The sequence below is a fragment of the Dactylosporangium sp. NPDC000244 genome (assembly GCF_040300725.1).
In the GTDB taxonomy this organism is placed as follows: domain Bacteria; phylum Actinomycetota; class Actinomycetes; order Mycobacteriales; family Micromonosporaceae; genus Dactylosporangium.
In genome coordinates this window covers 244,273-266,657 of the sequence record NZ_JBEPEH010000009.1, presented here as the reverse complement: position 1 = coordinate 266,657, position 22,385 = coordinate 244,273, and the positions used below count along the sequence as shown (strand labels likewise).

Annotated in this window: 16 protein-coding genes; 7 read left to right on the top strand and 9 right to left on the bottom strand. The window is 73.8% G+C overall.

The genetic code is table 11. The annotated features are described in order from the left end of the window. The first annotated feature begins 72 nt into the window (after window positions 1-72). On the top strand, window positions 73-3,609 hold the full coding sequence (locus ABT369_RS15375) for an adenylate/guanylate cyclase domain-containing protein (RefSeq protein WP_350612379.1): 3,537 nt from the start codon (window positions 73-75) through the stop codon (window positions 3,607-3,609). Between the two features lie 60 nt (window positions 3,610-3,669). Next, window positions 3,670-5,346, top strand: a complete 1,677-nt coding sequence (locus ABT369_RS15370) for a serine/threonine-protein kinase (protein WP_502891760.1) — start codon at window positions 3,670-3,672, stop codon at window positions 5,344-5,346. Between the two features lie 238 nt (window positions 5,347-5,584). On the opposite strand, the gene ABT369_RS15365 is transcribed toward ABT369_RS15370, so the two are convergent. From ABT369_RS15365 to ABT369_RS15330, 8 genes are all read right to left on the bottom strand, one after another. Then, a complete protein-coding gene (locus tag ABT369_RS15365) occupies window positions 5,585-6,745 on the bottom strand; it encodes an acyl-CoA dehydrogenase family protein (protein ID WP_350612378.1) in 1,161 nt (386 codons plus the stop codon). 15 nt (window positions 6,746-6,760) lie between these two features. After that, window positions 6,761-8,782 carry an ATP-binding protein gene (locus ABT369_RS15360; RefSeq protein ID WP_350612376.1) on the bottom strand — a complete coding sequence of 674 codons (2,022 nt, stop codon included), beginning with the start codon at window positions 8,780-8,782 and terminating at the stop codon, window positions 6,761-6,763. Between the two features lie 10 nt (window positions 8,783-8,792). After that, window positions 8,793-10,370, bottom strand: coding sequence for an acyl-CoA carboxylase subunit beta (locus ABT369_RS15355; RefSeq protein WP_350612374.1), 1,578 nt, complete (start codon window positions 10,368-10,370; stop codon window positions 8,793-8,795). Window positions 10,371-10,375: 5 nt separating this feature from the next. Then, window positions 10,376-11,506, bottom strand: coding sequence for an acyl-CoA dehydrogenase family protein (locus tag ABT369_RS15350; protein WP_350612373.1), 1,131 nt, complete (start codon window positions 11,504-11,506; stop codon window positions 10,376-10,378). Continuing rightward, entirely contained in the window at window positions 11,503-13,170 is a 1,668-nt protein-coding gene (locus tag ABT369_RS15345) for an acyclic terpene utilization AtuA family protein (protein WP_350612372.1), read from the bottom strand. The genes ABT369_RS15350 and ABT369_RS15345 overlap by 4 nt, the downstream gene beginning before the upstream one ends. Then, window positions 13,167-13,970, bottom strand: a complete 804-nt coding sequence (locus ABT369_RS15340) for a TIGR03084 family metal-binding protein (RefSeq protein ID WP_350612371.1) — start codon at window positions 13,968-13,970, stop codon at window positions 13,167-13,169. The genes ABT369_RS15345 and ABT369_RS15340 overlap by 4 nt, the downstream gene beginning before the upstream one ends. A gap of 11 nt (window positions 13,971-13,981) precedes the next feature. After that, entirely contained in the window at window positions 13,982-14,557 is a 576-nt protein-coding gene (locus tag ABT369_RS15335; RefSeq protein WP_350612369.1) for a TetR/AcrR family transcriptional regulator, read from the bottom strand. A 284-nt stretch (window positions 14,558-14,841) separates the two neighbouring features. After that, the gene (locus ABT369_RS15330; RefSeq protein WP_350612368.1) at window positions 14,842-15,519 is read right to left on the bottom strand and encodes a Crp/Fnr family transcriptional regulator; all 678 of its coding nucleotides are present in this window, start codon (window positions 15,517-15,519) and stop codon (window positions 14,842-14,844) included. 621 nt (window positions 15,520-16,140) lie between these two features. On the opposite strand from ABT369_RS15330, the gene ABT369_RS15325 reads away from it, so the two are divergent. The 5 genes from ABT369_RS15325 (at window position 16,141) to ABT369_RS15305 (ending at window position 20,628) form a co-directional block, all read left to right on the top strand. Beyond that, on the top strand, window positions 16,141-17,355 hold the full coding sequence (locus tag ABT369_RS15325; RefSeq protein ID WP_502891763.1) for a CapA family protein: 1,215 nt from the start codon (window positions 16,141-16,143) through the stop codon (window positions 17,353-17,355). Between the two features lie 130 nt (window positions 17,356-17,485). Next, on the top strand, window positions 17,486-18,163 hold the full coding sequence (nth, locus tag ABT369_RS15320; RefSeq protein ID WP_350612471.1) for an endonuclease III: 678 nt from the start codon (window positions 17,486-17,488) through the stop codon (window positions 18,161-18,163). Next, window positions 18,160-18,756, top strand: a complete 597-nt coding sequence (locus ABT369_RS15315; protein ID WP_350612365.1) for a TlpA family protein disulfide reductase — start codon at window positions 18,160-18,162, stop codon at window positions 18,754-18,756. The genes nth and ABT369_RS15315 overlap by 4 nt, the downstream gene beginning before the upstream one ends. Window positions 18,757-18,761: 5 nt before the next feature. Further along, entirely contained in the window at window positions 18,762-19,430 is a 669-nt protein-coding gene (locus ABT369_RS15310; protein WP_350612469.1) for an NUDIX hydrolase, read from the top strand. A gap of 4 nt (window positions 19,431-19,434) precedes the next feature. Next, a complete protein-coding gene (locus ABT369_RS15305) occupies window positions 19,435-20,628 on the top strand; it encodes a MarP family serine protease (protein ID WP_350612364.1) in 1,194 nt (397 codons plus the stop codon). Between the two features lie 151 nt (window positions 20,629-20,779). Here the strand turns inward: ABT369_RS15305 and mycP are convergent, their stop codons facing one another. Continuing rightward, the gene (gene mycP / locus ABT369_RS15300) at window positions 20,780-21,967 is read right to left on the bottom strand and encodes a type VII secretion-associated serine protease mycosin (protein ID WP_502891759.1); all 1,188 of its coding nucleotides are present in this window, start codon (window positions 21,965-21,967) and stop codon (window positions 20,780-20,782) included. Between the last annotated feature and the right edge of the window lie 418 nt (window positions 21,968-22,385).

Genomic DNA, 22,385 nt, shown 5'->3' with positions numbered 1-22,385 from the left:
GCAGAGGGGCCGCTCACCGGCAAACTCAGCCCGGGGGTCGCGGCGGCACCGGAGCGCAGCGGAGGTGACGGCGTGACGTGTTCGGTGTGCGGGACCGTGGCCGTTCCCGGTGCGCGGTTCTGCCACCACTGCGGCTCGGCGCTGCCCGCGGCCGCCACCCTGCCGGCGGCCGAGCGGCGCATCGTCACCGTCCTCTTCGGTGACCTGTCGGACTTCACCGCCTGGTCGGAGGATCTCGACCCGGAGCGCGTCGGCGCCGTCACCGACCGGGTGCTCGCCGCGCTCGCGGGCGCGGTGAAGACCTTCGGCGGCCACGTCGACAAGCTCACCGGCGACGGGATCATGGCCGTGTTCGGCGCGCCGGTCGCGCACGAGGACGACGCCGAGCGGGCCGTGCGCGCCGCGCTGTCGATGCAGCGGGCGGTCCGCCGCGTCCTCGACGACGAGCGCGGCGGCGGCGCCCCGCTCGGCCTGCGCATCGGCCTCAACACCGGCCCGGTCGTCGCGGGCGTGCAGGCCGGCATCGAATACACGGTCATCGGCGACACCGTGAACACCGCCGCCCGGCTCGCCGACGCGGCCGCGATCGGCGCGGTGTACGCGGGCGACCGCACCTCGAGCTCCACCCGCCGCCTGGCCTCCTGGCGGGCGCTGCGCCCGCTGCGGCTGAAGGGCAAGCGGGAGCCGGTCGAGGCCTACGAGCTGCTCGGCCTGCTCGACGCGCCCGGCACCCGCTCCGGCCTCGGCGACGAGGCGCCGTTCGTGGGCCGCGAGCCCGAGCTCGGCCGCGTGTCGGGCCGCCTCGCCGAGATCGCGGACCGGCAGGAGTCGCGGGTGCTGGTCTTCACCGGCGAGGCGGGCCTGGGCAAGTCGCGGCTGGCCGGCGAGATCGAGCGCTTCGCCGCCGGATACCTCGGCGGCGCCGGCTACACCCCGAGCGCCGGGTTCGCCCCGGGCGGCGGCGCCCGCGTGCTCTCCGTGCACTGCGCGGCGTTCGGCGAGCGGCGGCGCCTGGCCCCGCTGGCCGACCTCGTGCGCGCCGCGATCGGCCTGCCCCCGGACGCCGCGCTGACCCGCGAGGCGGTCGAGGAACGGCTGCGCCGGCTCGCCCAGCGCCTGGCCCGGGCCGCGCGCGGGCGCCCCGAGCCGCCGCGGTTCGCCAGCGACCTGCTGCTGAGCCTGATCGGCTACACCGAGGTCGTCGGCGACACCGCGTGGGTGGCGCCCGGCGGCAAGCCCGACGAGCTGGACCTCGACGTCGTGCCGGCCGCCGTGGCCGAGCTGCTGTCGGGGCTGGCCGCCGAGACGCCGCTCGTGGTGATCGTCGACGACCTGCACGACGCGACCGCCGAGACGCTGGACGCGCTCGGGGCCACCATCGAGCGGCTCGAGGGCCCGGTGCTCATCGTGCTGCTCGGCCGGCCCGAGCTGGTGCGCTCGGCGGGGGTGCTGACCCGGATCGCGGATGCTGAGGTCGTACCGATCCCGCCGCTTCGAGGCGCGGACGCCGCCCGGCTGCTGACGGCCTATCTCGGGGGCGGGCGGGTCGCCCCGGCCGACGAGGACCGGCTCCTCGCGACCGCCCAGGGCAACCCGTTCTACCTTGCCGAGCTCGTCACCCTGCTGCAGGAGCGGGGCGCGCTCACCACCGTCGCCGGCACCGACCCGCCCGGCTGGCGGCTCGCGCCCGGCTCGCTCGGCGGCCGCCTGCTCTCCCGCGACCTCGCCGCCGTGCTCGCGGCCCGCATCGACGCGCTGCCCGCCGACACCCGGGCCGTGCTGCGCGACGCCGCCGTCATCGGCGACACCGTGCCCGCCCGGGCGCTCGAGGCGCTGCGGTTCAACCCGCCCGGCCAGCCGGCCCGGCCCGCGGTCGTGGCCGCGGTCGAGCTGGAGCGGGCCGTGGAGGAGCTGCTGCAGCGGCGCATGCTGCGCCGGGGGCGGGGCGGGTTCGCCTTCGCCACCCCGCTGCTGCGCGAGGCCGCCTACGCGGGCATCGGCAAGGCCGACCTCGCCGAGCGGCACGCCGCGCTCTCGCGCTGGGCGGCCGCGGCCGTCACGAGCTTCCTGGCCGCCGGCGGCACCGGGAACGTCGCGGGGCTCAACCTGACCCTCGGCTCCGCCGACGCGTTCATCGCCGAGCACGCCGAGCGGGCCAGCCGGCTCGCCGACGTCGTCGGGCTGCGGCCGGACTCGCTCGCCCGCTCCGCCGCGCCGCTGGGCGTGCAGGCGCTGGGCCGGGCCGCCCGGGCCGCGCTGTCCTCCGGCGAGCCGGCCCAGGCCGCGCAGGCCGCCGATCGGGCCGCGGTGCTCGGCGGCGGCGCGCTGCCCGCGGCCGACCGGCTCGTGCACGCCCGGGCGTTGCTGCAGCTCGGGCGGTCGGCGGAGGCGCTGGGGTACGCCGAAAAGATCACGGCGAACGCGGGCGACGACGCGGGCGTGCGGGTGGGCGCGCTGCTCGTGGCCGGGCGGGCCTACCGGGCCATGGGCGATCACCGGCGCAGCTACGGCACGCTGTCCGAGGCCCTCGACGCGGCGACGGCGGCGCACCTGACGTATGAGCGCGGTGACGCCATGCGCCGCCTCGGCATGGCCGACTTCCTCGAGGGGCGCCTGGCCGAGGCCGGGGGCCGGTTCGCCGAGTCGTTCCAGATCGCGGTCACCGCCGGCGACCGGCGCGCCCAGGCGTGGTCGCTACAGCACCTGGCCTGGGTCACCACCACCCGCGGCGACTTCGCCGGCGCCGACGCGGCGCTCGGGCGGGCCGCCCGCCGCTTCGCCGAGCTCGGCGACCCGGTCGGGCGGGCCTGGCTGCGGGGCACCACGGCGTTCGTGCGGCTGCTCGCGGGCCGGCTCGGCGAGGCGCGGCGGCTGGCCAAGGCGTTCCTGCCGTTCGGCGAGCGGGTCGGCGACGCGTGGGCGGTCGGCACCCTGCGCGCGGTCGAGGCGTTCGCGGCGGCCGAGAGCGGCGACCTCGCCGAGGCCGACCGGGAGGCGCGGCGGGCCTACCGCGAGTTCGCCGCGGCCGGCGACGACTGGGGCCGCGGCCTGGCACTGGTCGTGCGCGGCGTGGTCGCGCGCGAGCTGTCCGAGCCGGCGCACGCGTACGACCTGCTCAGCGACGCCACCGAGTGGGGCGAGAAGACCGGGCACCCGCTGCTGCTCGGCATGTCGCGCACGATGCGCGGCTTCGTCTCGCTCGACCGCGGCGACCCCGTCGCGGCCGAGGCCGACGCGCGGGCGGTCCTGCAGGTCGTCGAGACCCACGACGTGCTGGAGCCGGCCAAGGTCGGGCCGCGGGTGCTCTTCGGCCTGGCCCGCCTGGCCCAGGGCGACCTGCCCACGGCGCTGGAGACGCTGGGCTGCGTCGCCGCCGAGCGCCCCGGCCCCTCGGTGATCTTCTCGCGCCGCCAGGCCATCGCCGCCTACGCCGCGGCCCTGCTGGCGGCCGGGCGCAACGCCGAGGCGCTGGACTGGGCGCGGCAGGCGCAGGGCGCGGCGGGCGAGGACGTTCGCGGTCGCGATTATGCGGCAGCGGTGCTGGCCGAAGCCCTCGAAGCCAACCGAGCGTGCGCGGACGACTCCGTTGCGGCGGGGGCCGAGTCCTGAAAGTCGGCTGTGGCCGATGCGTGACGGAGAACTGTCATACCCCTGCCGTACCGTCTTAGCGTGACCGCATCGGCTCCGCTCCCCTCGGTGCCCGGCCTGACCGGGTTCTCGGTGCTGGCCCGTGGCGGGTATGCCACCGTCTACCGGGCCCAGCAGGAGTCGGTCGGGCGCGACGTCGCCGTCAAGGTCGAGAACCGCACCCTGGAGACCGAGCGCGACCGCCGCCGCTTCATGCGCGAGGCGCGCGCGGCGGGCCGCATGTCCAGCCACCCGCACGTGGTCGACCTCTTCGACGCGGGCATCACCGGCGACGGCCACCCCTACCTGATCATGGAGCTCTGTGACGGCTCCTACGCCGAGCGCATGCGCTCCGCCCCGCTGAGCGCGACCGAGGTCCGCGAGGTCGGCTTCAAGATCGCCGACGCCCTGGCGGACGCGCACTCCCTGGGCGTCCTGCACCGCGACGTCAAGCCCGCCAACATCCTCTTCAGCCGCTTCGGCGAGCCCGCCCTCGCCGACTTCGGCCTGGCCATCCTCGCCGAGTGGCGCGACGTGTCGATCACCCTCGACGTGCTCACGCCCGCCTACGCCCCGCCCGAGACCTTCCGCCACGCCCCGCCCGGGCCCGCCGCCGACGTCTACGCGCTCTGCGCCACCCTCTATGCCCTGATGCGCGGCCGCCCGCCCCGCTGGCGCGAGGACCAGATGCCGAGCCTGCTCTCGCTGGTCGACATGTTCAATGAGAACATCCCCGACCTGCCCGGCTGCCCTCCGGAGCTGATGGCGATCCTGCGCGCGGGCATGGCCAACGACGACACCAGGCGCCCGACCGCCCTGCAGCTGCGCGACGCCCTGATCGCCCTGCAGTTCGCGCCGACTCCGCCGGTGATCGTGCCCCCGCTCGGCTCCCCACCGGTCGAGCCCGTCTACACCTCGCCGCCGCTGCCGCCCACGCCCCCTCCGCCGCCCGCGGACCGCCTGCTGGACTCGCCGTTCCTGGGCGGCTTCCCCCGCGACCCGGAGCAGACCGTGCCGCACGAGGCCGGCCCCGATGAGCCCGCGACCGACCCCCTGCACCGCTCCGGCTCCGGTTCGGCTCCGTCGTCGGGCTCCGGCGTTGGCGCGTTCGGCTCCGGCGGTGGGGTCTTCGGCTCCGGCTCGGGTGGCGTGGCGGCGGTCGCGGATGCGGGGCCGCCGGCCGCGCCGCCGTCGGACCCGTTCGTCGCGCCGGTCAGGCCTCCGGCGGGGAGCCGGCGCGGCCTGTGGGTCGGTGTGACCATCGGACTGGTGGCGGTGGCGGCGCTGGTGGGTGTCGCCATCGCCTACGGTTTCGGCGACGGCTCCCCGGGCCCGACCCCGTCCGCCTCGGCGCTCGCCGCCCCGCCGACCACCGGTTGTGGCCCGGTCGCCGTCACGGAGGCGCACTGCTCGAGCACCCCGGAGTGCTTCGACGTCAAACTCACGGTGACCTCCTGCGACGGGGTGCACACGTGGGAGGCGTTCGCCTACGGCGACCTGCCCGTCGGCAGCAAGGTGACCAGCCGCAAGGACCCGGCCGTGTCCGCGGTGTGCAGCATCAACACCCTGGTGGCGGTGAACATCGGCGCGGCCGGCTGGGAGATCTCGGTCATGCTGCCGAGCGCGGCGGAGCAGCGGACCGGCCCGACGACGTTCCGCTGCCTGGCCGGCCGCGGCGACAATGCGATGACCGGCGAGCAGCTGCACAAGAGCCGCTAGCACCGGCCGGCCGCCGGCTCGGGACGCCGCAACGCCGAGCGCCCGCCGGAGCCGTGGGCCCGTCGTGTCGTTTCAGGCCGCGTGGCCGCGTCGGGCCGAGTCGCCGTGTCGTGGTGCGTTGCTGTGCCGGGACGCGTGGTCGCGCGGTGCCGCCCGATCGCCTCGCGGTGTTTGCGCAGGTCGGGCGGGGCTGGGGAGCGATGGGCGCGAATAGGCCCATCACTCCCCGGTGGTGTCGTCAGTACGACTTCTCCTGCCCCAGCAGGTGCTGCGAGACGAAGTTCAGGATCATCTCCCGCGACACGGGCGCGATCCGGCCCGCACGCACGGCTCCGAGCAGGGTCGACACGCCGTACTCGGTCGTCATCCCGTTCCCGCCCAGCGACTGGATCGCCGTGTCGACCGCGAGCGCGGCGGCCTCGGCGGCGGCGTACTTGGCCATGTTCGCCGCGACCCCGGCCTCGAGATCGCGACCCGCGTCGTAGAGGGTCGCGGCCTTCGCCACCATGAGCCGGGCGAGCTCGACCTGGATGTGCGCGTGCGCCAGCGGGTGCGCGACGCCCTGATGGCTGCCGATCGGCCGGCCCCACACCGAGCGGGTGGCGGTGTAGGCCGAGGCGCGCTCGAGGGCGTACCGCGCGGTCCCGCACGCCATCGCCGCCACGGTGATGCGCTCGGGGTTGAGGCCGGAGAACAGCGCGGGGAGGCCCGCCTCGGGATCCTCGCCCACGAGCGCCTCGGAGGGGACGCGCACGTCGTCGAGGTACAGCTGGAACTGGTTCTCCGGGCTGACGATCTCCATGTCGATCTTCGTCGCGGTCAGCCCGGGGGCGTTGGACGGCACCACGAAGATCGCGGGCTTCAGCTTGCCGGTGCGCTCGTCCTCCAGGCGCGCCACGACCATGATCTTGCCGGATTCGTCGACGCCGGAGATGTACACCTTCCGGCCCGTCAGGGAATAGCCCCCCTCGAAGGGCCGGGCGACCGTCGTGAGCTTGTGGAAGTTCGAGCCGGCGTCGGGCTCGGTGATGGCGAAGCAGACCTTGAGGGTGCCGGACGCGAAGCCAGGCAGCAGGCTCTGCCGCTGGGCCTCGGTGCCGTGCTTGGCGATGATCGTCGCGGCGATCGCGGGGGAGACGACGAGCAGCAGCAGCGGACAGCCGGCCGCGGCCAGCTCCTCGCAGACGATCGCGAGCTCGGTGATGCCGCCGCCCCCGCCGTCGTAGCGCTCGGGCACGCTGACGCCGAGGTAGCCGAGCTTGGCCGCCTCCTGCCAGAGCTCGTCGGAGTGCTCGCCGGCCTTGGCCTTGCGCACGAAGTACTCGTGGCCGAAGCGCTTGCCCAGCTTGGCCACCGCGTCGCGCAGGTCCTGCTGTTGAGGGGTGTAGTCGAAGTCCACGCAAAACTCCAAGGGCTATGAGGGGGACAGCACCGCCAGCAGTGCGCCGGACTCGACCTGCGAGCCGGCCGCGACCCGAAGGTCGCTGATGACGCCGTCGGTGGGGGCGTGCACGGGGTGCTCGAGCTTCATCGCCTCCACCGTCAGCAGCAGGTCGCCGGCCGCGACCCGCTGGCCGGGCACCACGAGCACCCGGCCGACCGCGCCCGGCAGCGGCGCGACCAGCGAGCCCTCCGGCTGGTCGGCCGAGGGCAGGGGGAAGCGCGGCAGCTCGCTCAGCGTCACCGAGCCCTCGGAACTGTCCACGAAGGACACTCCGTCGACCTCGTGCACCGAGAACTGCAGCCGCACCCCGCCGACGTCGAGCACGACCCGCTCGCCGGTGGCGGAGAGGATCGCCGCCGGCGGGTGGTCGGGCGCGCCGGAGGGGTCGAGCGCGGCGCCGGGCAGGCCGATGTCCTCGGGGTCGATGCGGCGCACCGCCCAGGCCGCGAGGTCGTTGGCCCGGTCGAGCCGGTAGCCGACCTCGATCGTGCCGGTCGGCCCCTCGTACACCACCGTCTGCAGCGCGCTGGGCACGTTGCGCCAGCCCGAGGGCAGCCCCGGCAGGAGCGCGGTCTTGGCCCGCCGCGCGGCCCCCGCGAGCGCGGCGGCGAGACAGGACAGGCGCACCGCGTCGACCGAGGACAGCAGCGGCGCGAAGACCTCGGGGTGACGGTCCAGGAACCCGGTGTCGGTGCCGCCGGACAGGAACGCCGAGTGCCGCAGCACCCGCACGAGCAGGTCCCGGTTCGTGGTCACGCCATGGATGTGCGCCCGGGCCAGGGCCCCGCCGAGCATGCGCGCGGCCTCGGCGCGGGTCGGCGCCCAGGCGATGAGCTTGGCCAGCATCGGGTCGTAGTGCACGCCGATGACCGAGCCGTCGGCGACGCCCGAGTCCAGCCGGAGCCCGGGCGCGGGCAGCGGGCCGAACGTGTGCGTGACCCCGGCGACGTCGAAGCGGTGCAGGGTGCCGGTCGAGGGCATCCAGGCGTACGCGGGGTCCTCGGCGTAGAGCCGGACCTCGATCGCGTGCCCGCGCAGCGGCGGCGGGCCGTTGAACGGCAGCGGACTGCCCTCGGCCACGACGAGCTGGAGGCGGACCATGTCGACGCCGATCACGCACTCGGTCACCGGGTGCTCGACCTGCAGCCGCGTGTTCATCTCCAGGAAGAAGAACTCGCCGTTCGGCGCGAGCAGGAACTCCACGGTGCCGGCGCCGACGTAGGACACGGCCCGGGCGGCCGCGATCGCCGCCTGGCAGAGCCGGTCGCGCAACTGCGGGTCGACCGCCGGCGACGGGGTCTCCTCGACGATCTTCTGGTGCCGCCGCTGGATCGAGCACTCGCGCTCGCCGAGGGGGACCACGTTGCCGTGCGAGTCCGCCATGATCTGGACCTCGATGTGGCGGGCACGCTCGACGTACCGCTCGCAGAACACCGTCCCGTCGCCGAACGCCGACGCGGCCTCGTGCCGGGCGGCGGCCACGGCCTCGGCGAGCGACTCGCGGTCGCGCACGATGCGCATACCCCGCCCGCCCCCGCCCGCGGACGCCTTGACCAGCACCGGGAAGGTGTCGACGTCCTCGGGCTCGACGGCGGTGGGCAGCATCGGCACCCCGGCGTCGGCCAGCAGCGCCTTCGCCTCCAGCTTCGAGCCCATCATCGCGATGGCCTTGGGCGACGGGCCGACCCAGGTCAGGCCGGCGTCGATGACCGCGCGGGCGAACTCGGCGTTCTCCGACAGAAAGCCATAGCCCGGGTGTACCGCATCCGCCCCGCACTTGCGCGCGGCCGCGATGAGCAGATCGCCGCGCAGGTACGTGGCGGTCGGGGAGTTCCCGGGCAGGTGGACGGCGTAGTCCGCCTCGGCCACGTGGGGCGAGTCGGCATCGGCGTCGGAGTAGACGGCGACCGTCTCGATCCCCATCGCCCGGCAGGTGGCGAACACCCGGCGGGCGATCTCGCCGCGGTTGGCTACCAGCAGCCTTCTGATCACTGTCGCTCCCCTAATGCCGGAATACACCGAAGTTCGCGCGGTCGCCGGTGCCGACGAGCGCCAGGCACATGCCCAGGACGGTGCGGGTGTCGCGTGGGTCGATCACGCCGTCGTCGTACAGGCGGCCGGAGAGGAACAGCGCCGCCGACTCCTGCTCGACCTTGTGCTCGACCATGAACCGCATGGTGCGGTCCTGCTCCTCGTCGTAGGCATGGCCCTTGGCCTCGGCCGCCTGGCGGGCCACGATCGACAGCACGCCGGCCAGCTGCTGCGGGCCCATGACCGCGGACTTGGCGTTCGGCCAGGTGAACAGGAACCGCGGCTCGAAGGCGCGGCCGCACATGCCGTAGTTGCCGGCGCCGTAGGAGGCGCCGATGTTGACGGTCAGGTGGGGTACCCGCGAGTTGGCCACCGCGTTGATCATGAGCGCGCCGTGCTTGATGATGCCGCCCTGCTCGTATTCGCTGCCGACCATGTAGCCGGTCGTGTTCTGCAGGAAGACCAGCGGGGTGCCGTTCGCGTTCGCGAGCTGGATGAACTGGGCCGCCTTCTGCGCCTCGGCCGAGAACAGCACGCCGCGCACGTTGGCCAGCACGCCGACGCGGTGGCCGTGGATCGCGCCCCAGCCGGTGCACAGGGCCGGGCCGTAGGCCGGCTTGAACTCGTCGAACTCGCTGCCGTCGAGCACCCGGGCCAGGATCTCCCGCGGGTCGAACGGCACCCGCAGGTCCGCGCTCGGGATGCCCAGCAGATCGTCGGCGTCGTACTTCGGCTCCGTGCCATAGGTGCGGGTGGCCGTGCGGCCGAGGTTGCGCACGCAGGCGCGGGCCAGCCGCAGGCCGTCGCGCTCGTCCTCGGCCACGAAGTCGGCCAGGCCCGAGCGCGTGCCGTGCATCGCGGCGCCGCCCAGCGTCTCGTCGTCGACCGTCTCGCCGGTGGCCATCTTCACCAGCGGCGGCCCGGCCAGGAACACCTTGGCCCGGTCGCGCACGAAGATCGTGTAGTCGGACATGCCGGGGACGTACGCCCCGCCGGCCGTCGCGTTGCCGAAGACCACCGCGACCGTGGGGATCTGCGCCGCCGAGAGCCGGGTCAGGTCGCGGAACGCGGCGCCGCCCGGGATGAAGATCTCGGCCTGCTGCGGCAGGTCCGCCCCGCCCGACTCGACCAGGTTGATCAGCGGCAGCCGGTTCTCCCGCGCGATCTGCGAGGCCCGCTGGGTCTTCTTCAGCGAGAACGGGTTGACCGCGCCGCCGCGCACCGTCGGGTCGTTGGCCACGATCACGCAGGGCACGCCCTCGACGATCCCGATGCCGGCCACCACGCTCGCGCCGACCGGGTAGTCGGTGCCCCAGGCCGCGACCGGGCAGATCTCCAGGAACGGCGAGTCGCGGTCGACCAGCAGTTCGATGCGCTCGCGCGGCAGTAACTTGCCCCGCGCGTGGTGGCGCGCCGCGTACTTGTCGCCCCCGCCGCCGCGCGCCTGGCGCAGCGCCGATTCCAGCTCGGTCAGGCGCTCCAGCATCGCCGCGCGGTTCTCCGAGTACACGGTCCCGCGCGGGTCGAGGTTGCTCGTCAACACTGGCATGGCCCTCAGACCCCCAACTGCTTCGCGATGATCTCGTTCATGATCTCCGTGGTCCCGCCGCCGATGCCCATGATCCGAGCGTCGCGGTAGTGGCGCTCGACCTCGGCGTCGCGGACGTACCCCAGGCCGCCGTGGAGCTGCACGGCCTGATCGACGACGTGGTCGCAGGTCGCGACCGCGGTGTTCTTCGCCATCGCCACCTCCGTAACGAGCCGCTCGCCGCTTGCGACACGGACGGCGACGTGACGTACGTATGTGCGGGCCACCGCGACCAGGCACGCCATCTCGGCGAGGCGGTGCCGCACGAGCTGCCGGCTCGCCAGCGGGCGGCCGAAGGTGTGCCGGTCGCGCACCCAGGTCAGCGTCAGGTCGAGGCAGCGCTGGGCGGTGGCGTAGGACTGCACCGCCAGCGAGATGCGCTCGGTCGCGAAGTGGGCCATGAGCTCGGCGAACCCGCCCACGACATGGTCCTTGGGCACCCGCGCGTCCACGAAGGCCAGCTCCGCGGTGTCCGAGCAGTGCCAGCCCATCTTGTCCAGCCTCCGGGTGACCGTGAAGTCCTCGACCACGAGAAGGCGCAGGCCCTCGCCGGTCCGGGCGGCCACGGTCGCGAAGTCGGCCCGCGCCCCGCTGGTGATGAACGTCTTCGTACCGCTGACGACGTAGTGATCGCCGTGGTCGTCCGCCCGCGTGCGGATGCCGGCCACGTCGGAGCCGCCGTCGGGCTCGGTGACGGCCAGGCAGCCGATCCGCTCCCCGGCGAGCGTCGGGCGCGCGAACCGCTCGATCAGGTCCGCCCGCCCGGTCGCGACGATGTGCGGCAGCGCGATGCCGTGCGTGAACAGCGCGGCCACGAGCCCGGACGACCCGCCGGCCTGGATCAGCTCCTCGGTGACCACGACGGTGTCGACGAGGTCGCCGCCGGAGCCGCCGGCCGACTCGGGGAAGCCGATGCCGAGCAGCCCGAGCTCGGCGGCCCGCCGATGCAGCGCGCGGGGCACCTCGCCGGCGCGTTCCCAGGCGTCGAGGTGGGGGAGCACCTCGCGGGTGACGAAGGCACGGGTCAGCTCACGCAGCCGCCGCCGCTCCTCGGTCTCGAAGGGATCGGCCCCTCCGCTTCGCTCCGGACCGGTCACGACAACAGCTCCTGAGGCAGCTCGACGACCCGGGAGCGCAGCCACTCGCCGAGGGCCTTGCCCTGGGGGTCGAAGCGGGTGCTGGCCGCGACCCCCTCGCCGAGGATGCCGCGCACGACGAAGTTGACGGCGAGGAGATTCGGCAGCTCGTACCGCTCGATCGGCAGCGGCCGCGCCTCGGGCAGCAGCTCCCGGAGCCGGTCGGCCGTGAGGTGATCGCGCAGCCACGCGTAGGCGGGCTCGGCGCGGGCCCAGACGCCGATGTTCGCGTCGCCGCCCTTGTCCCCGGAGCGCGCCCCGAACACCGTGCCCAGCGGGACCGCCACGCCCGGCGGCGGCTGTTGCGGTGAGCCCGGCTGGGAGTCCGGTGGAGTGCCCGCGATCGTCGTGGCGGGCGGCGGGATCGTGCGGCGGGTGCCGTCGGGCCGGACGGCCACGTGCTCGACCGCCTCCTGCGGGACGAAGTGCCCGGTGAACACGCCGAACGGGGTGGCGTCGCCGGGCGGGGCGGTCAGCGCCAGCCCGGGGTAGGAGGCGAGGGCGAGCTCCACCGCGGCCTGGGAGAAGGTGCGGCCGGCCCGCTTCGGATCGGAGTCCTTGATCGACACGGTCAGCAGGGCGCTGGCGGCCGCCTCCGAATCGGCGTCCGGGCGGTCGGTGCGGGCCAGGGTGAACTCGAGGCCGTCGGGGCCCAGGGCGTCGGTGAGCTGGGCGCGTACCAGATCGGACTTGGACTCGATCTCGAGCCCGCACAGCACGAACGTCATCGCGTTGCGGAAGCCGCCCAGCGAGTTGACGCCGACCTTCAGCGAGGGCGGCGGCGGGGCGCCGCGGACGCCCGAGACGCGCACCCGGTCCGGCCCGTCGGCGGCCAGGCGGATGGAGGCGAAGTCGGCGACCACGTCGGGCCCGGCGTACGCGGGCGTGCCGATCTCGTAGAGCAGCTGCGCGGTCACCGTCTCCACCGTCACCGCCCCGCCGGTGCCCGGGTGCTTGGTGATCACCGCGGAGCCGTCGGCGTGCAGTTCGGCGAGCGGGAAGCCGGGGCGGCGGGCGCGGTCGGGCAGCTCGGTGAAGAACGCGTAGTTGCCGCCCGTCGCCTGGGCCCCGCACTCCAGCACGTGCCCGGCGACCGTGGCCCCCGCGAGCGCGTCGAGGTCGTCGCGGGTCCAGCCGAAGCGGGCGATGCCGGGGCCGACGACCAGCGAGGCGTCGGTGACCCGGCCGGTGACCACGATGTCCGCGCCCGCGTTCAGGCACTCGGCGATGCCGAAGGCGCCGAGGTACGCGTTGGCGGTGAGTCCCGGCACCAGCGCGTTCACGTCGTCGCCCTCCACGTGCGCGACGGCCACGTCCAGGCCGAGCCGCGCGGCGAGGGCCCGCACGGCGTCGGCGAGCCCGGCCGGGTTCAGCCCGCCGGCGTTGGTCACCAGGCGGACGCCGCGCTCCTGGGCACTTCCGATGACGGACTCCAGCTGGCGCAGGAAGGTCTTGGCGTATCCGGTCGCCGGGTCCTTGAGCCGGTCCCGGCCGAGGATGAGCATCGTGAGCTCGGCCAGGTAGTCGCCGGTGAGCACGTCGAGCTCGCCGCCGTCGAGCATCTCGCGCCAGGCCGTGGCCCGGTCGCCGTAGAACCCGGACGCGTTGCCGATCCTGAGTGTCATCGGGTCCTCGCACGCGGCTCGCGCTTGGCTCCCGGCGGGCCCGCGAACGCCTGCGCCACGCAGAGCCAGGCGGCCGCGTGGTCGCCGGTCGCCTGCAACGCCAGGTCGGCCGGGTGCCGCCGCTGGGTCACCAGCAGGCAGAAGTCCAGGATCGGGCCCGCCACGCGATCGCCGGACGCCTCCGGCCCGAAGGTCACCAGGTCGTCGCCCAGGCTCAGCTCCACGCGGAAGGGGGCCGGCGGGGCCGGTTGCCCGTGGCTGGCGAAGCCGTGGCCGATCGTCCGGTACCCGATGAAGGCGACGTGCCGCAGTCGCTCGGTCGGGCGCAGGTGCTCCCGCGCGCGCTCGTCGTCCGGGAACGTCTCGGCGATGTCGCGCCCGTGCGCCCAGGTCTCCATGATCCGCGCCGTCGCGCACGAGACGGGCGACATCGCGGGGCCGAACCAGGGCCGTTTCTCTCCCGGGGGTACCTGTCGCAGCGCCTCGGCCAGCGCCGCGCGCCCGGCCCGCCAGCGCGCCAGCAGCTCGTCCGGCGGCGCGACGCCCGCGGCCGCGGCCCGATCCACGTAGGTCAGCGGGTCGTCCAGCGACTCCGACAGCCGCGCGTAGAAGCCGTCCGGGTCCGCGTTGGCCAGCGTGGCCGCCTCGTCCGTCCAGTGCAGGTGCGCGATCTGGTGCGCCACGCTCCAGCCGGGCGCGGGCGTCGGGCGGCTCCACTGCTGCGGGTCGAGGCCGCCGACCAGCCGGTCGAGCGCCTCCGACTCCGCCGCCAGGTCTCGCAGCACCTCGTCGAGCTGCATGGTCGCGCCTCCTATATCAGCTTCGCCAGCTGGTGCTTCCAGGCCGCGAGGAGCAGGGTGCGGCGCGGGGTGTCGTCGGTGAGCAGATTCGCCACGCCCAGCCCGCGCAGCAGGTCGAGCGTCGCCTGCACGGCCTCGCGCACGCCCGGCCGCGACTCGTCCGCGCCCAGCACGTCGACGGTGAGCCGGTGCATCTCGCGGCCGACCCGCGCCTCGAGCGGCACGAGCGCGTCGCGCAGCTCGGGGTCGGTGCGCGCGGCGACCCAGACCTCCAGGGCCGCGACGAACAGCGGGCCGGTGAACGCGGCCGCGAGCAGCTCGATGACCCGGTCCAGGCGCTCCTCGCGGTCGCCGGTCAGCGCGGCGGCCTCGACCCGGATCTCCTCGGCCCGGCGCTCGGCCAGGTGCTGGACGGCGGCCAGCACCAGGGCGGCGCGGGTGGGGTAGTGGTGCAGCTGGGCGCCGCGGGAGACGCCGGCGCGCTCGGCGATGACCGTGGTGGTGGCGCCGGACCAGCCGAACTCGTAGAGGCACTCGACGGTGGCCTCGAGCAGGCGCCGCTGCGTGACCCGGCTGCGTTCCTGCATGCCTCCCAGGGTCCTCGTCCAAAAACAAACAGTCAAGACTGATTGTTTTCCGGGTCGAAAAAAGCCGCCCGGGGTGTCTGGGCGGCCTTTTCTTCTCGGAGCTGTCCGGTTTCTTCTCCTAGTGCGGTGAGGGTGACCAGCGGCGGACCTGGCAGCGTCGGCGCGCAGCGCCCAGCGGTGCCTGGCGGGAGCGACGGTCGTGCCCCCGGCGGACCCGAGTCATGCTCCGCCAGTGCCCTCTGCCAGTGCCCTCTGCCAGTGCCCTCTGCCCAAGCCGGTCGCGCTCAGACGCGGGCGCGGCGGGCCAGGCGCTCGGGGTCCATGATGATCACGCTCTTGCCGTCCAGCCGCAGCCAGCCGCGGGAGGCGAAGTCGGCCAGGGCCTTGTTGACCGTCTCCCGGGAGGCGCCGACGAGCTGGGCCATCTCCTCCTGCGTGAGGTCGTGGTTGACCCGCAGCACGCCGCCGTCGCGGGTGCCGAAGCGGCCCGCCATCTGCAGCAGCGTCTTGGCCACGCGGCCGGGCACGTCGGTGAAGATGAGGTCGGCCAGCGAGTCGTTGGTGCGGCGCAGGCGGCGGGCCAGCACGCGCAGCAACTGCTCGGCGATCTCCGGCCGGTTGGTCAGCCACGGCCGCAGCGCCTGCTTGCGCAGCCGGGCCAGCCGCGTGTCGAGCACGGCGGTGGCGGTGGCGGTGCGCGGGCCGGGGTCGAACAGCGAGAGCTCGCCGACCATGTCGCTCGGGCCCATCACGGCGATCAGGTTCTGCCGGCCGTCGGCCGCCCGGCGCCCGACCTTGATCTTGCCGGACAGCACGATGTAGAGACTGTCGCCCGGCTCGCCCTCGCTGAACACGACCTCGCCCTTGCGGACGTCGATCGTCTCCATCTCCTTGGCGAGCGATTCCGCGGCGTCGGCCTCGACCCCCTGGAAGATTCCGCTCCGCGCCAGTGTCTCGTCCATCGCGTCCACCTCGTATCCTCGGCGCGTCCTCTCCTCTGCGAAGCGATCGCGCGAACGCCAGTTTATGCATACGGGATCGCGTTCACCGAGGGTGGGCAGGCGGAGATGGTACCGCGCGACCTGCGGCTGGGTCGTCCTCCGCAAGGGCGGCCCGCCGTTCGCGGGGGTGCGATATCTTCGCGTCGGACACAACCGACCCGTGCTCACCGTGAGCGCGGAGCGTCGCCGAGTGGTGGAGTGGATCGCATGACGGTGTACGGCGGACCCTCCCGCTGGCCGGACGAGCAGCCCGAGCAGCCGGAGCGGCGCGGCCCTGCGCCCTCTCACCCTGAGCAACCGACGGGACCGGCCGGAGGTTACGGGGCGCCCACGGGTCGTTTCGACGGATTCGCGGCGGGCCGCAACCCGCGCCAAGAGCCCACCCCGGAGGCCGGTTCCGGCAACGTCTGGGGCGGCTCGTTCGGCGGCGACCGCACCGGCCCGGTCTCCGGTCAAGTCTACGGCTCCCCGCCGGTCGCGCCACTGTTCGAGCCGGCGCCCGGGCAGCAGCGGCGCCCCGAGGACCTCTACTCCGCCCGGGCCTACGAGCCCGAGGAGCGCGCGGGCCGGCGCAAGCTGCCGCTGCCCGGCGATCCGCCGCCCGTCCGCGCCGGCGGCGGCCGGCGCACCGCGATCATCCTGGGCGCGGTGGCCGCCGTGGTCATCGGCGCCGGCACCGCGGGCGCGGCCACCTTCCTCGGCGGCGGCGACGACAAGCCCGCCTCGACCCAGGGCCCGGCCCAGGGCCCGAAGGGCGGCGGCGGCTCCGACGCGGCCGGCGGCGGCTCGTCCGCGCCCGCCGCCGGCGCGGTCCCCGGCCCGGCCGAGGGCATCACGCTGAGCGCGACCGGCGACATCGTCATGGGCATGGCCCCGGGCGGGCTGCCGCCGAACAACGGCAAGGGGTTCTTCGACCCGGTGAAGGAATACCTGGTCGCGGACTTCCAGATGGGCAACCTCGAGCAGGTCCTGACCGACGACACCGGCGTGGGCAAGTGCTCGGCCGACACCGCCGGCAAGACCTGCTTCGCCTTCCGCACCCCGCCCGCCTACGTGCAGAACCTCACGGACGCCGGCTTCAAGATGATGAACATGGCCAACAACCACGCCTACGACTACGGCGAGGTCGGCTACAAGAACTCGCAGAAGACGCTGGACGGGGCCGGCATCAAGTACACCGGCTGGCCGGGCGACATCTCCGTCGGCGAGGCCAAGGGCGTGAAGATCGCGGTGATCGGGTTCGCCTCCTACAAGTGGTCGAACCTGTGCTCCGACCTCGACGCCGCGGAGAAGATCGTCAAGGAGGCCACGACCAAGGCCGACCTCGTGGTCGTGCAGGTCCACATGGGCGCCGAGGGCTCCGACAAGACCCACGCGAAGAACGAGACCGAGATGTTCCTCGGCGAGAACCGCTGCAACCCGGTCGCCTTCAGCCACCGCGTCGTCGACGCCGGCGCCGACCTGGTCATCGGGCACGGGCCGCACGTGATGCGCGCGATGGAGTTCTACAAGGGGCGGCTGATCGCCTACAGCCTCGGCAACTTCGCGGGCTACAAGGCGCTGTCCTACAACGGGACGGTCGGCATCGGCGGCGTGCTGAAGGTGACGCTGCTCGGCGACGGTACGTTCAAGGCCGGGACGCTCACCGCCACCTACATGGTCGCGCCCGGGCTGCCCAAGCCCGACCCGAAGAAGCAGGCCATCCCGTTCGTCTCCAACCTGACGAAGCAGGACTTCCCGAAGACGGGCGCCCAGATCGCGGGGGACGGCACGATCACGCAGCCCGCCGCCTCCTGACGCGTCCGGGCTGGGCGGACCGAACGCTTGGTCGACTGTGACGGAGTCGCTCGATCGGGGGCCGTACCGGGCGACGTATTGTCGTTGCGTGACCGAGACCGCGTTGGCGTTGAAGCGGCGGGCGCGGCGGATGGGCCGCGCCCTCGTGACGATCCACCCCGACGCGCACTGCGAGCTCGACTTCACCAACCCGCTCGAGCTCGCCGTCGCCACCATCCTGTCCGCCCAGTGCACCGACGAGCGCGTCAACCAGGTGACGCCGAAGCTGTTCGCGCGGTATCCGGACGCCGCCGCGTACGCCGCGGCCGACCCGATCGAGATGCAGGAGCTCATCAAGCCGACCGGCTTCTTCCGCAACAAGACCGACTCGCTCATCGGGCTCGGGCAGGCGCTGGTGCAGCGGCATGACGGTGAGGTACCGGGGACGCTGAACGAGCTCGTCGCGCTGCCCGGGATCGGGCGCAAGACCGCCAACGTGATCCTCGGCAACGCCTTCGACGTGCCCGGGATCACCGTCGACACCCACTTCCAGCGCCTGGTTCACCGCTGGAAGTGGACCGACGAGACCGACCCGGTGAAGATCGAGTTCGCCGTCGCGGTGCTGTTCGCGCCGCGGGACTGGACGATGCTCTCGCACCGGATGATCTTCCACGGCCGCCGCGTCTGCCACGCGCGCAAACCGGCCTGCGGGGCGTGCACGCTGCGGAAAGACTGCCCGTCGTACGGTCTGGGCCCGACCGAGGTGGAGGCGGCCATCAAGCTGCTCAAGGGCCCGCGCGCGGGCGAGCTCGCGGAGCTGGTCCTGTGAGGCGGCTCCGTCTCGCCGCGGCCCTGCTCGCAACGGTCGCGGCGCTCGCGGCCTGCACCGCGGACGTGAAGGCCCCTTCGGCCGGCGACACCGCGGCGAGCACCGGCCCGCGCTGCATCGAGAAGGCCGCCGAGTCCGCCCCGGCGTCGGCGGCCAACGGCCCGCTGTTGCCGGCCATGGCGCTGCCCTGCTTCGACGGCGGCCGGTTCATCGACGTGGCCGACCTCGGCTCCGAGCCGACGATCGTGAATCTGTGGGCCTCGTGGTGCCCGCCGTGCCGCGAGGAGCTGCCCGCGCTCGAGCAGGTCGCGGCGGCCGGGAAGGTGCGCGTGGTCGGCATCGTCACCAAGGACCGCCACGACCAGGCCCAGTCCGTGATCGCGGACGCGAAGCTGACCTTCCCGATGCTGGAGGACCAGGGCCAGCAGTTCGCGGTGGCGGCGAGCCCGCTGGTGTCCAAGGCGCTGGTCACGCTGCCCTCCACGCTGTTCGTGGCCCCGGGCGGGCACATCGTGTACGCCTACCAGGGCCCGGCGCTCACCGCGGACAAGCTGCGGGAGCTGGCCCGGCAGCATCTGGGGGTGACCGCGTGACCGAGCTGTCGACCGAGCTTCCCACTGAGCTGCCCGGCTGGTTCGAGCCGCTGCTCACCAACATCCGCAACACCGACGCGGCCGACTTCACGCGCCTGCCCACGCCCGACGGGGAGGGCCGCCGGCAGAGCGCGGTGCTCGTGCTCTTCGGCGAGGACCCCGCCACCGGCCCCGACATCCTGCTGCTCCAGCGCGCCGCGGACATGCGCAACCACGCCGGCCAGCCCGCGTTCCCCGGCGGCGCGGTCGACCCGGGCGACGCCGACTCGATCGCGTGCGCGCTGCGCGAGGCCGAGGAGGAGGTCGGTCTGGACGCGAGCTCGGTCGAGGTCATCACGACCCTGCCGACGCTGTGGATCCCGGTGAGTAACTTCCTCGTCACACCCGTCCTCGCCTGGTGGCGCGAGCCGCACCCGGTCGGCCCGGCCGACCCGCGCGAGGTGGCCCGCGTCGAGCGCCTCCCCATCCGCGAGCTGGTCGACCCCGCCCACCGCCTGCGGCTTCGCCACCCCAGCGGCTGGATCGGCCCGGCGTTTCGGATTCACGACATGTTGGTCTGGGGCTTCACCGCCGGCGTGCTGTCCACGCTGCTGGAACTCGGCGGATGGGCGGTGGAGTGGCCGACCGGCAGGGTTGAGGAGATGCCGACATCTGGTGCCGCACCTGTACGTTGAATGCGTGTCCGGCAGCGTGATCGACCTCGTCCTCCTGCTCCTCATGGTGATGTTCGCTATCAACGGATATCGCCAGGGTTTTCTTGTGGGTCTGCTGTCATTCGTCGGCTTCTTCGGGGGCGCGCTGCTCGGCCTGCAGCTCGGCCCGCTGCTCGCCGAGCAGTTCTTCTCCTCCGACCAGGCCCGCGTGGTCGTGTCGCTCTCCGCGGTCTTCGGCCTCGCCGTCGCCGGCCAGGCCCTCGCGAGCTTCGTCGGCAACCGGCTGCGCAACGCGATCGTCAGCCGTAACGCCCAGGCCGTCGACAACGCGGGCGGAGCCGTCGTCTCGGTCGTGGCCGTGCTCCTCGTCGTCTGGCTGGTCGCCGCCCCGTTGAGCACGTCGTCGCTGCCCTGGCTGGCCCGCTCGGTCAGCAACTCGATCATCCTGAACGTGGTCGACAAGGCGATGCCGGCCCAGGCCGACGCGCTCTCCCAGGCGCTGCGCGACACCGTGGACACCCGCGGCTTCCCGGACGTGTTCGACGGCCTCTCGCCGACCCGGGTCAAGGAGGTCTCCCCGCCGGACCCGAAGCTCGCGGGCTCCGAGCTGGTCAAGAGCGCCAAGAAGTCCGTGGTCAAGGTCCTCGGCCAGGCCCCGAGCTGCTCGCGGCGCATCGAGGGCTCCGGCTTCGTCTACTCGCAGAACCGCGTCATGACCAACGCCCACGTCGTGGCCGGCACCAAGACCGTGAGCGTCCTCGTCGACGGCTCCTCGCGCCCGCTGCCCGCGACCGTGGTCGCCTACGACCCGAAGCGGGACATCGCGGTCCTCTACGTCAAGAGCCTCAACGCCCCGGTCCTGCCCTTCGCCGCGAAGAAGGCCGAGTCCAACGACGACGCGATCGTGCTCGGCTACCCGCTCGACGGGCCGTACGACGCGCAGTCGGCCCGCATCCGCGACCACCGCGACATCACCGGCCCGGACATCTACGACAAGGACAAGGTGACCCGGGAGATCTACACGATCCGGGCGCTGGTCCGCTCCGGCAACTCGGGCGGCCCGCTGCTCTCCACCGACGGCGAGGTCATCGGGGTCATCTTCGCCGCGGCGGCGGACGATCCGCAGACGGGCTTCGCGGTGACGGCGGACGAGGCGTCGCAGGTCGCCGAGGCGGGCAAGCAGCACACGGACCCGACGCAGACGGGGGAGTGCGCCTAGCCTTCCGGTCTCCTGCGTCATGGCATTCGGACGCAGGACCTTTGGCATCGGCTGCCCGCTGCTCGCGTTTTGCGGCTCACCCGGCGGCGCGCTGCTCGCGGTTCTGGCGTCTTGCGTGGCGGCGCGTGTCTGGGGCTTTGAGCGGCGGCGGCTACAGCGTGGTCGAGTGCCGGGCGCGGCGGCGGTGATGGAGTAGTACGCCGGAAGCTCCCGCGATGGAGATCACCAGCACCGCCGTGAGGCCCGCGACCGCGCCGGCCTCCGTGCGCGCGTCGCTCGCCAGCTGCCGCAGATCCGGCTCCGCGGACGTGCTCGGCATCGGCGCCGCCCCGCCCGGCCGCAGCGGCCCGGCCTGCTCGGCCTCCGCCTCGTCGCCGGCCGGGGCCGCCTCCGGTCCCGGCCCCGAGGCGTCCTCGGCGAGCGGGTTGGTCGCGACCTCGCCGACGGTGTCGCGCAGCGCCGCGACCGGGTCCACCTCGCCGTAGCCGAACCGGTCGTCGCGCCCCTTGGGCCCGAGGTCCTTGGCCGTGCCGATGAGCCGGTTGATGACGTTCGCGGCGCTCATCTTCGGGAACCGGGCGCGCACCAGCGAGGCCGCCCCGGCCACAAGGGGGGTCGCGAAGCTGGTGCCCTGGACCTGCCAGTACCCGCCGCCGGGCTTCGCCCCGATGAGATCCACCGCGGGCGCGGTCAGCACCGTCTCGGGCCCGGTGAGCGAGCCGGACCAGAGCACGTCACCCTTGGAGGTCTTGGTCCGCGCGCCGAGGCCGGCCACCGCCACGACCCCGGGCTCCCGCGCCGGATACCACACCTGGTGGATCGACGGGTCGGTGGCGATGTTGCCGGTACAAGCGACAACCACGACATCGTGCGCCGCCGCGTACTGCAGCGCCTCCGCGATCGCCTCGCTGCGCAGCGCCCCGCCGAGCGAAAGGTTGATCACCGAGGCCCGGTGATCCACCGCCCAGCGCACCGCCTTCGCCACGACGCCCGGATCGTCATACTTGTTCGCCTCGTCCAGGACCCGGATCGGCAGGATCTTGGCCCCGGGCGCGATCCCCCCGGCGCCCGAACGATCCCGGTTGTTGCCCGCGATGAGGGCGGCAACGGTCGTACCGTGCCCGACCGGATCGACCTTCCCCTCGTCCCCCGCCGCGGGGTCGACGAGGTCGAGTCCCGGCAGCACCTGCCCGGCGAGATCCGGGTGGGTCGCGTCCACCCCGCTGTCGATGACGGCGACGATCACGCCCTTCCCGGTCGAGACCTTCCAGGCGTCCCGCGCGTCGAGGGCGGTGAGCTGCCACTGCTCGCTGCGGGCCTCGAAGGCGACCGCGGCCACCGGCCCAACCCCGACTCCCACCGCACAGGCGAGCGCCGCCGACAGCCCCAGAGCAAGGGCACGGCCGGCGGCGCGGGCGATGGAGGTGAGCGCGATGGAGACATTCTGGACCGTCTTGGTCGGATCTGTCAGGCCCCCGGCCACACCTCGCCGAAAGGTGGTAACCCATTCGGCTCGGTGACGCCCACCCAGCAGTGCTTACCCCTTCCCTCCGCACGCAGACGGTCGCCGCTCGACCCACAGCCGCTGCGACCGCCGGCCGACTCACACCGCGCGGGGGAGCGCTCGGCCGTAACTCTGGCTCGGCGAGCGTCTCCACTCCGCACAGATCTGGCAGCCGCGCCGGGTTGGTCCGAGGCGTTTGGCGCGCGCGGCCAGCAGGGCACGGCGAGGTGGGGCGTGCGGTTCGAGGTGTCTG

Coding starts and splice junctions, on each gene's coding strand:
- ABT369_RS15355 (WP_350612374.1), bottom strand. CDS start 10,370: ATGCCAGTGTTGACGAGCAACCTCGACCCGCGCGGGACCGTGTACTCG.
- ABT369_RS15345 (WP_350612372.1), bottom strand. CDS start 13,170: ATGACACTCAGGATCGGCAACGCGTCCGGGTTCTACGGCGACCGGGCC.
- ABT369_RS15340 (WP_350612371.1), bottom strand. CDS start 13,970: ATGCAGCTCGACGAGGTGCTGCGAGACCTGGCGGCGGAGTCGGAGGCG.
- ABT369_RS15335 (WP_350612369.1), bottom strand. CDS start 14,557: ATGCAGGAACGCAGCCGGGTCACGCAGCGGCGCCTGCTCGAGGCCACC.
- ABT369_RS15330 (WP_350612368.1), bottom strand. CDS start 15,519: ATGGACGAGACACTGGCGCGGAGCGGAATCTTCCAGGGGGTCGAGGCC.
- nth (WP_350612471.1), top strand. CDS start 17,486: ATGGGCCGCGCCCTCGTGACGATCCACCCCGACGCGCACTGCGAGCTC.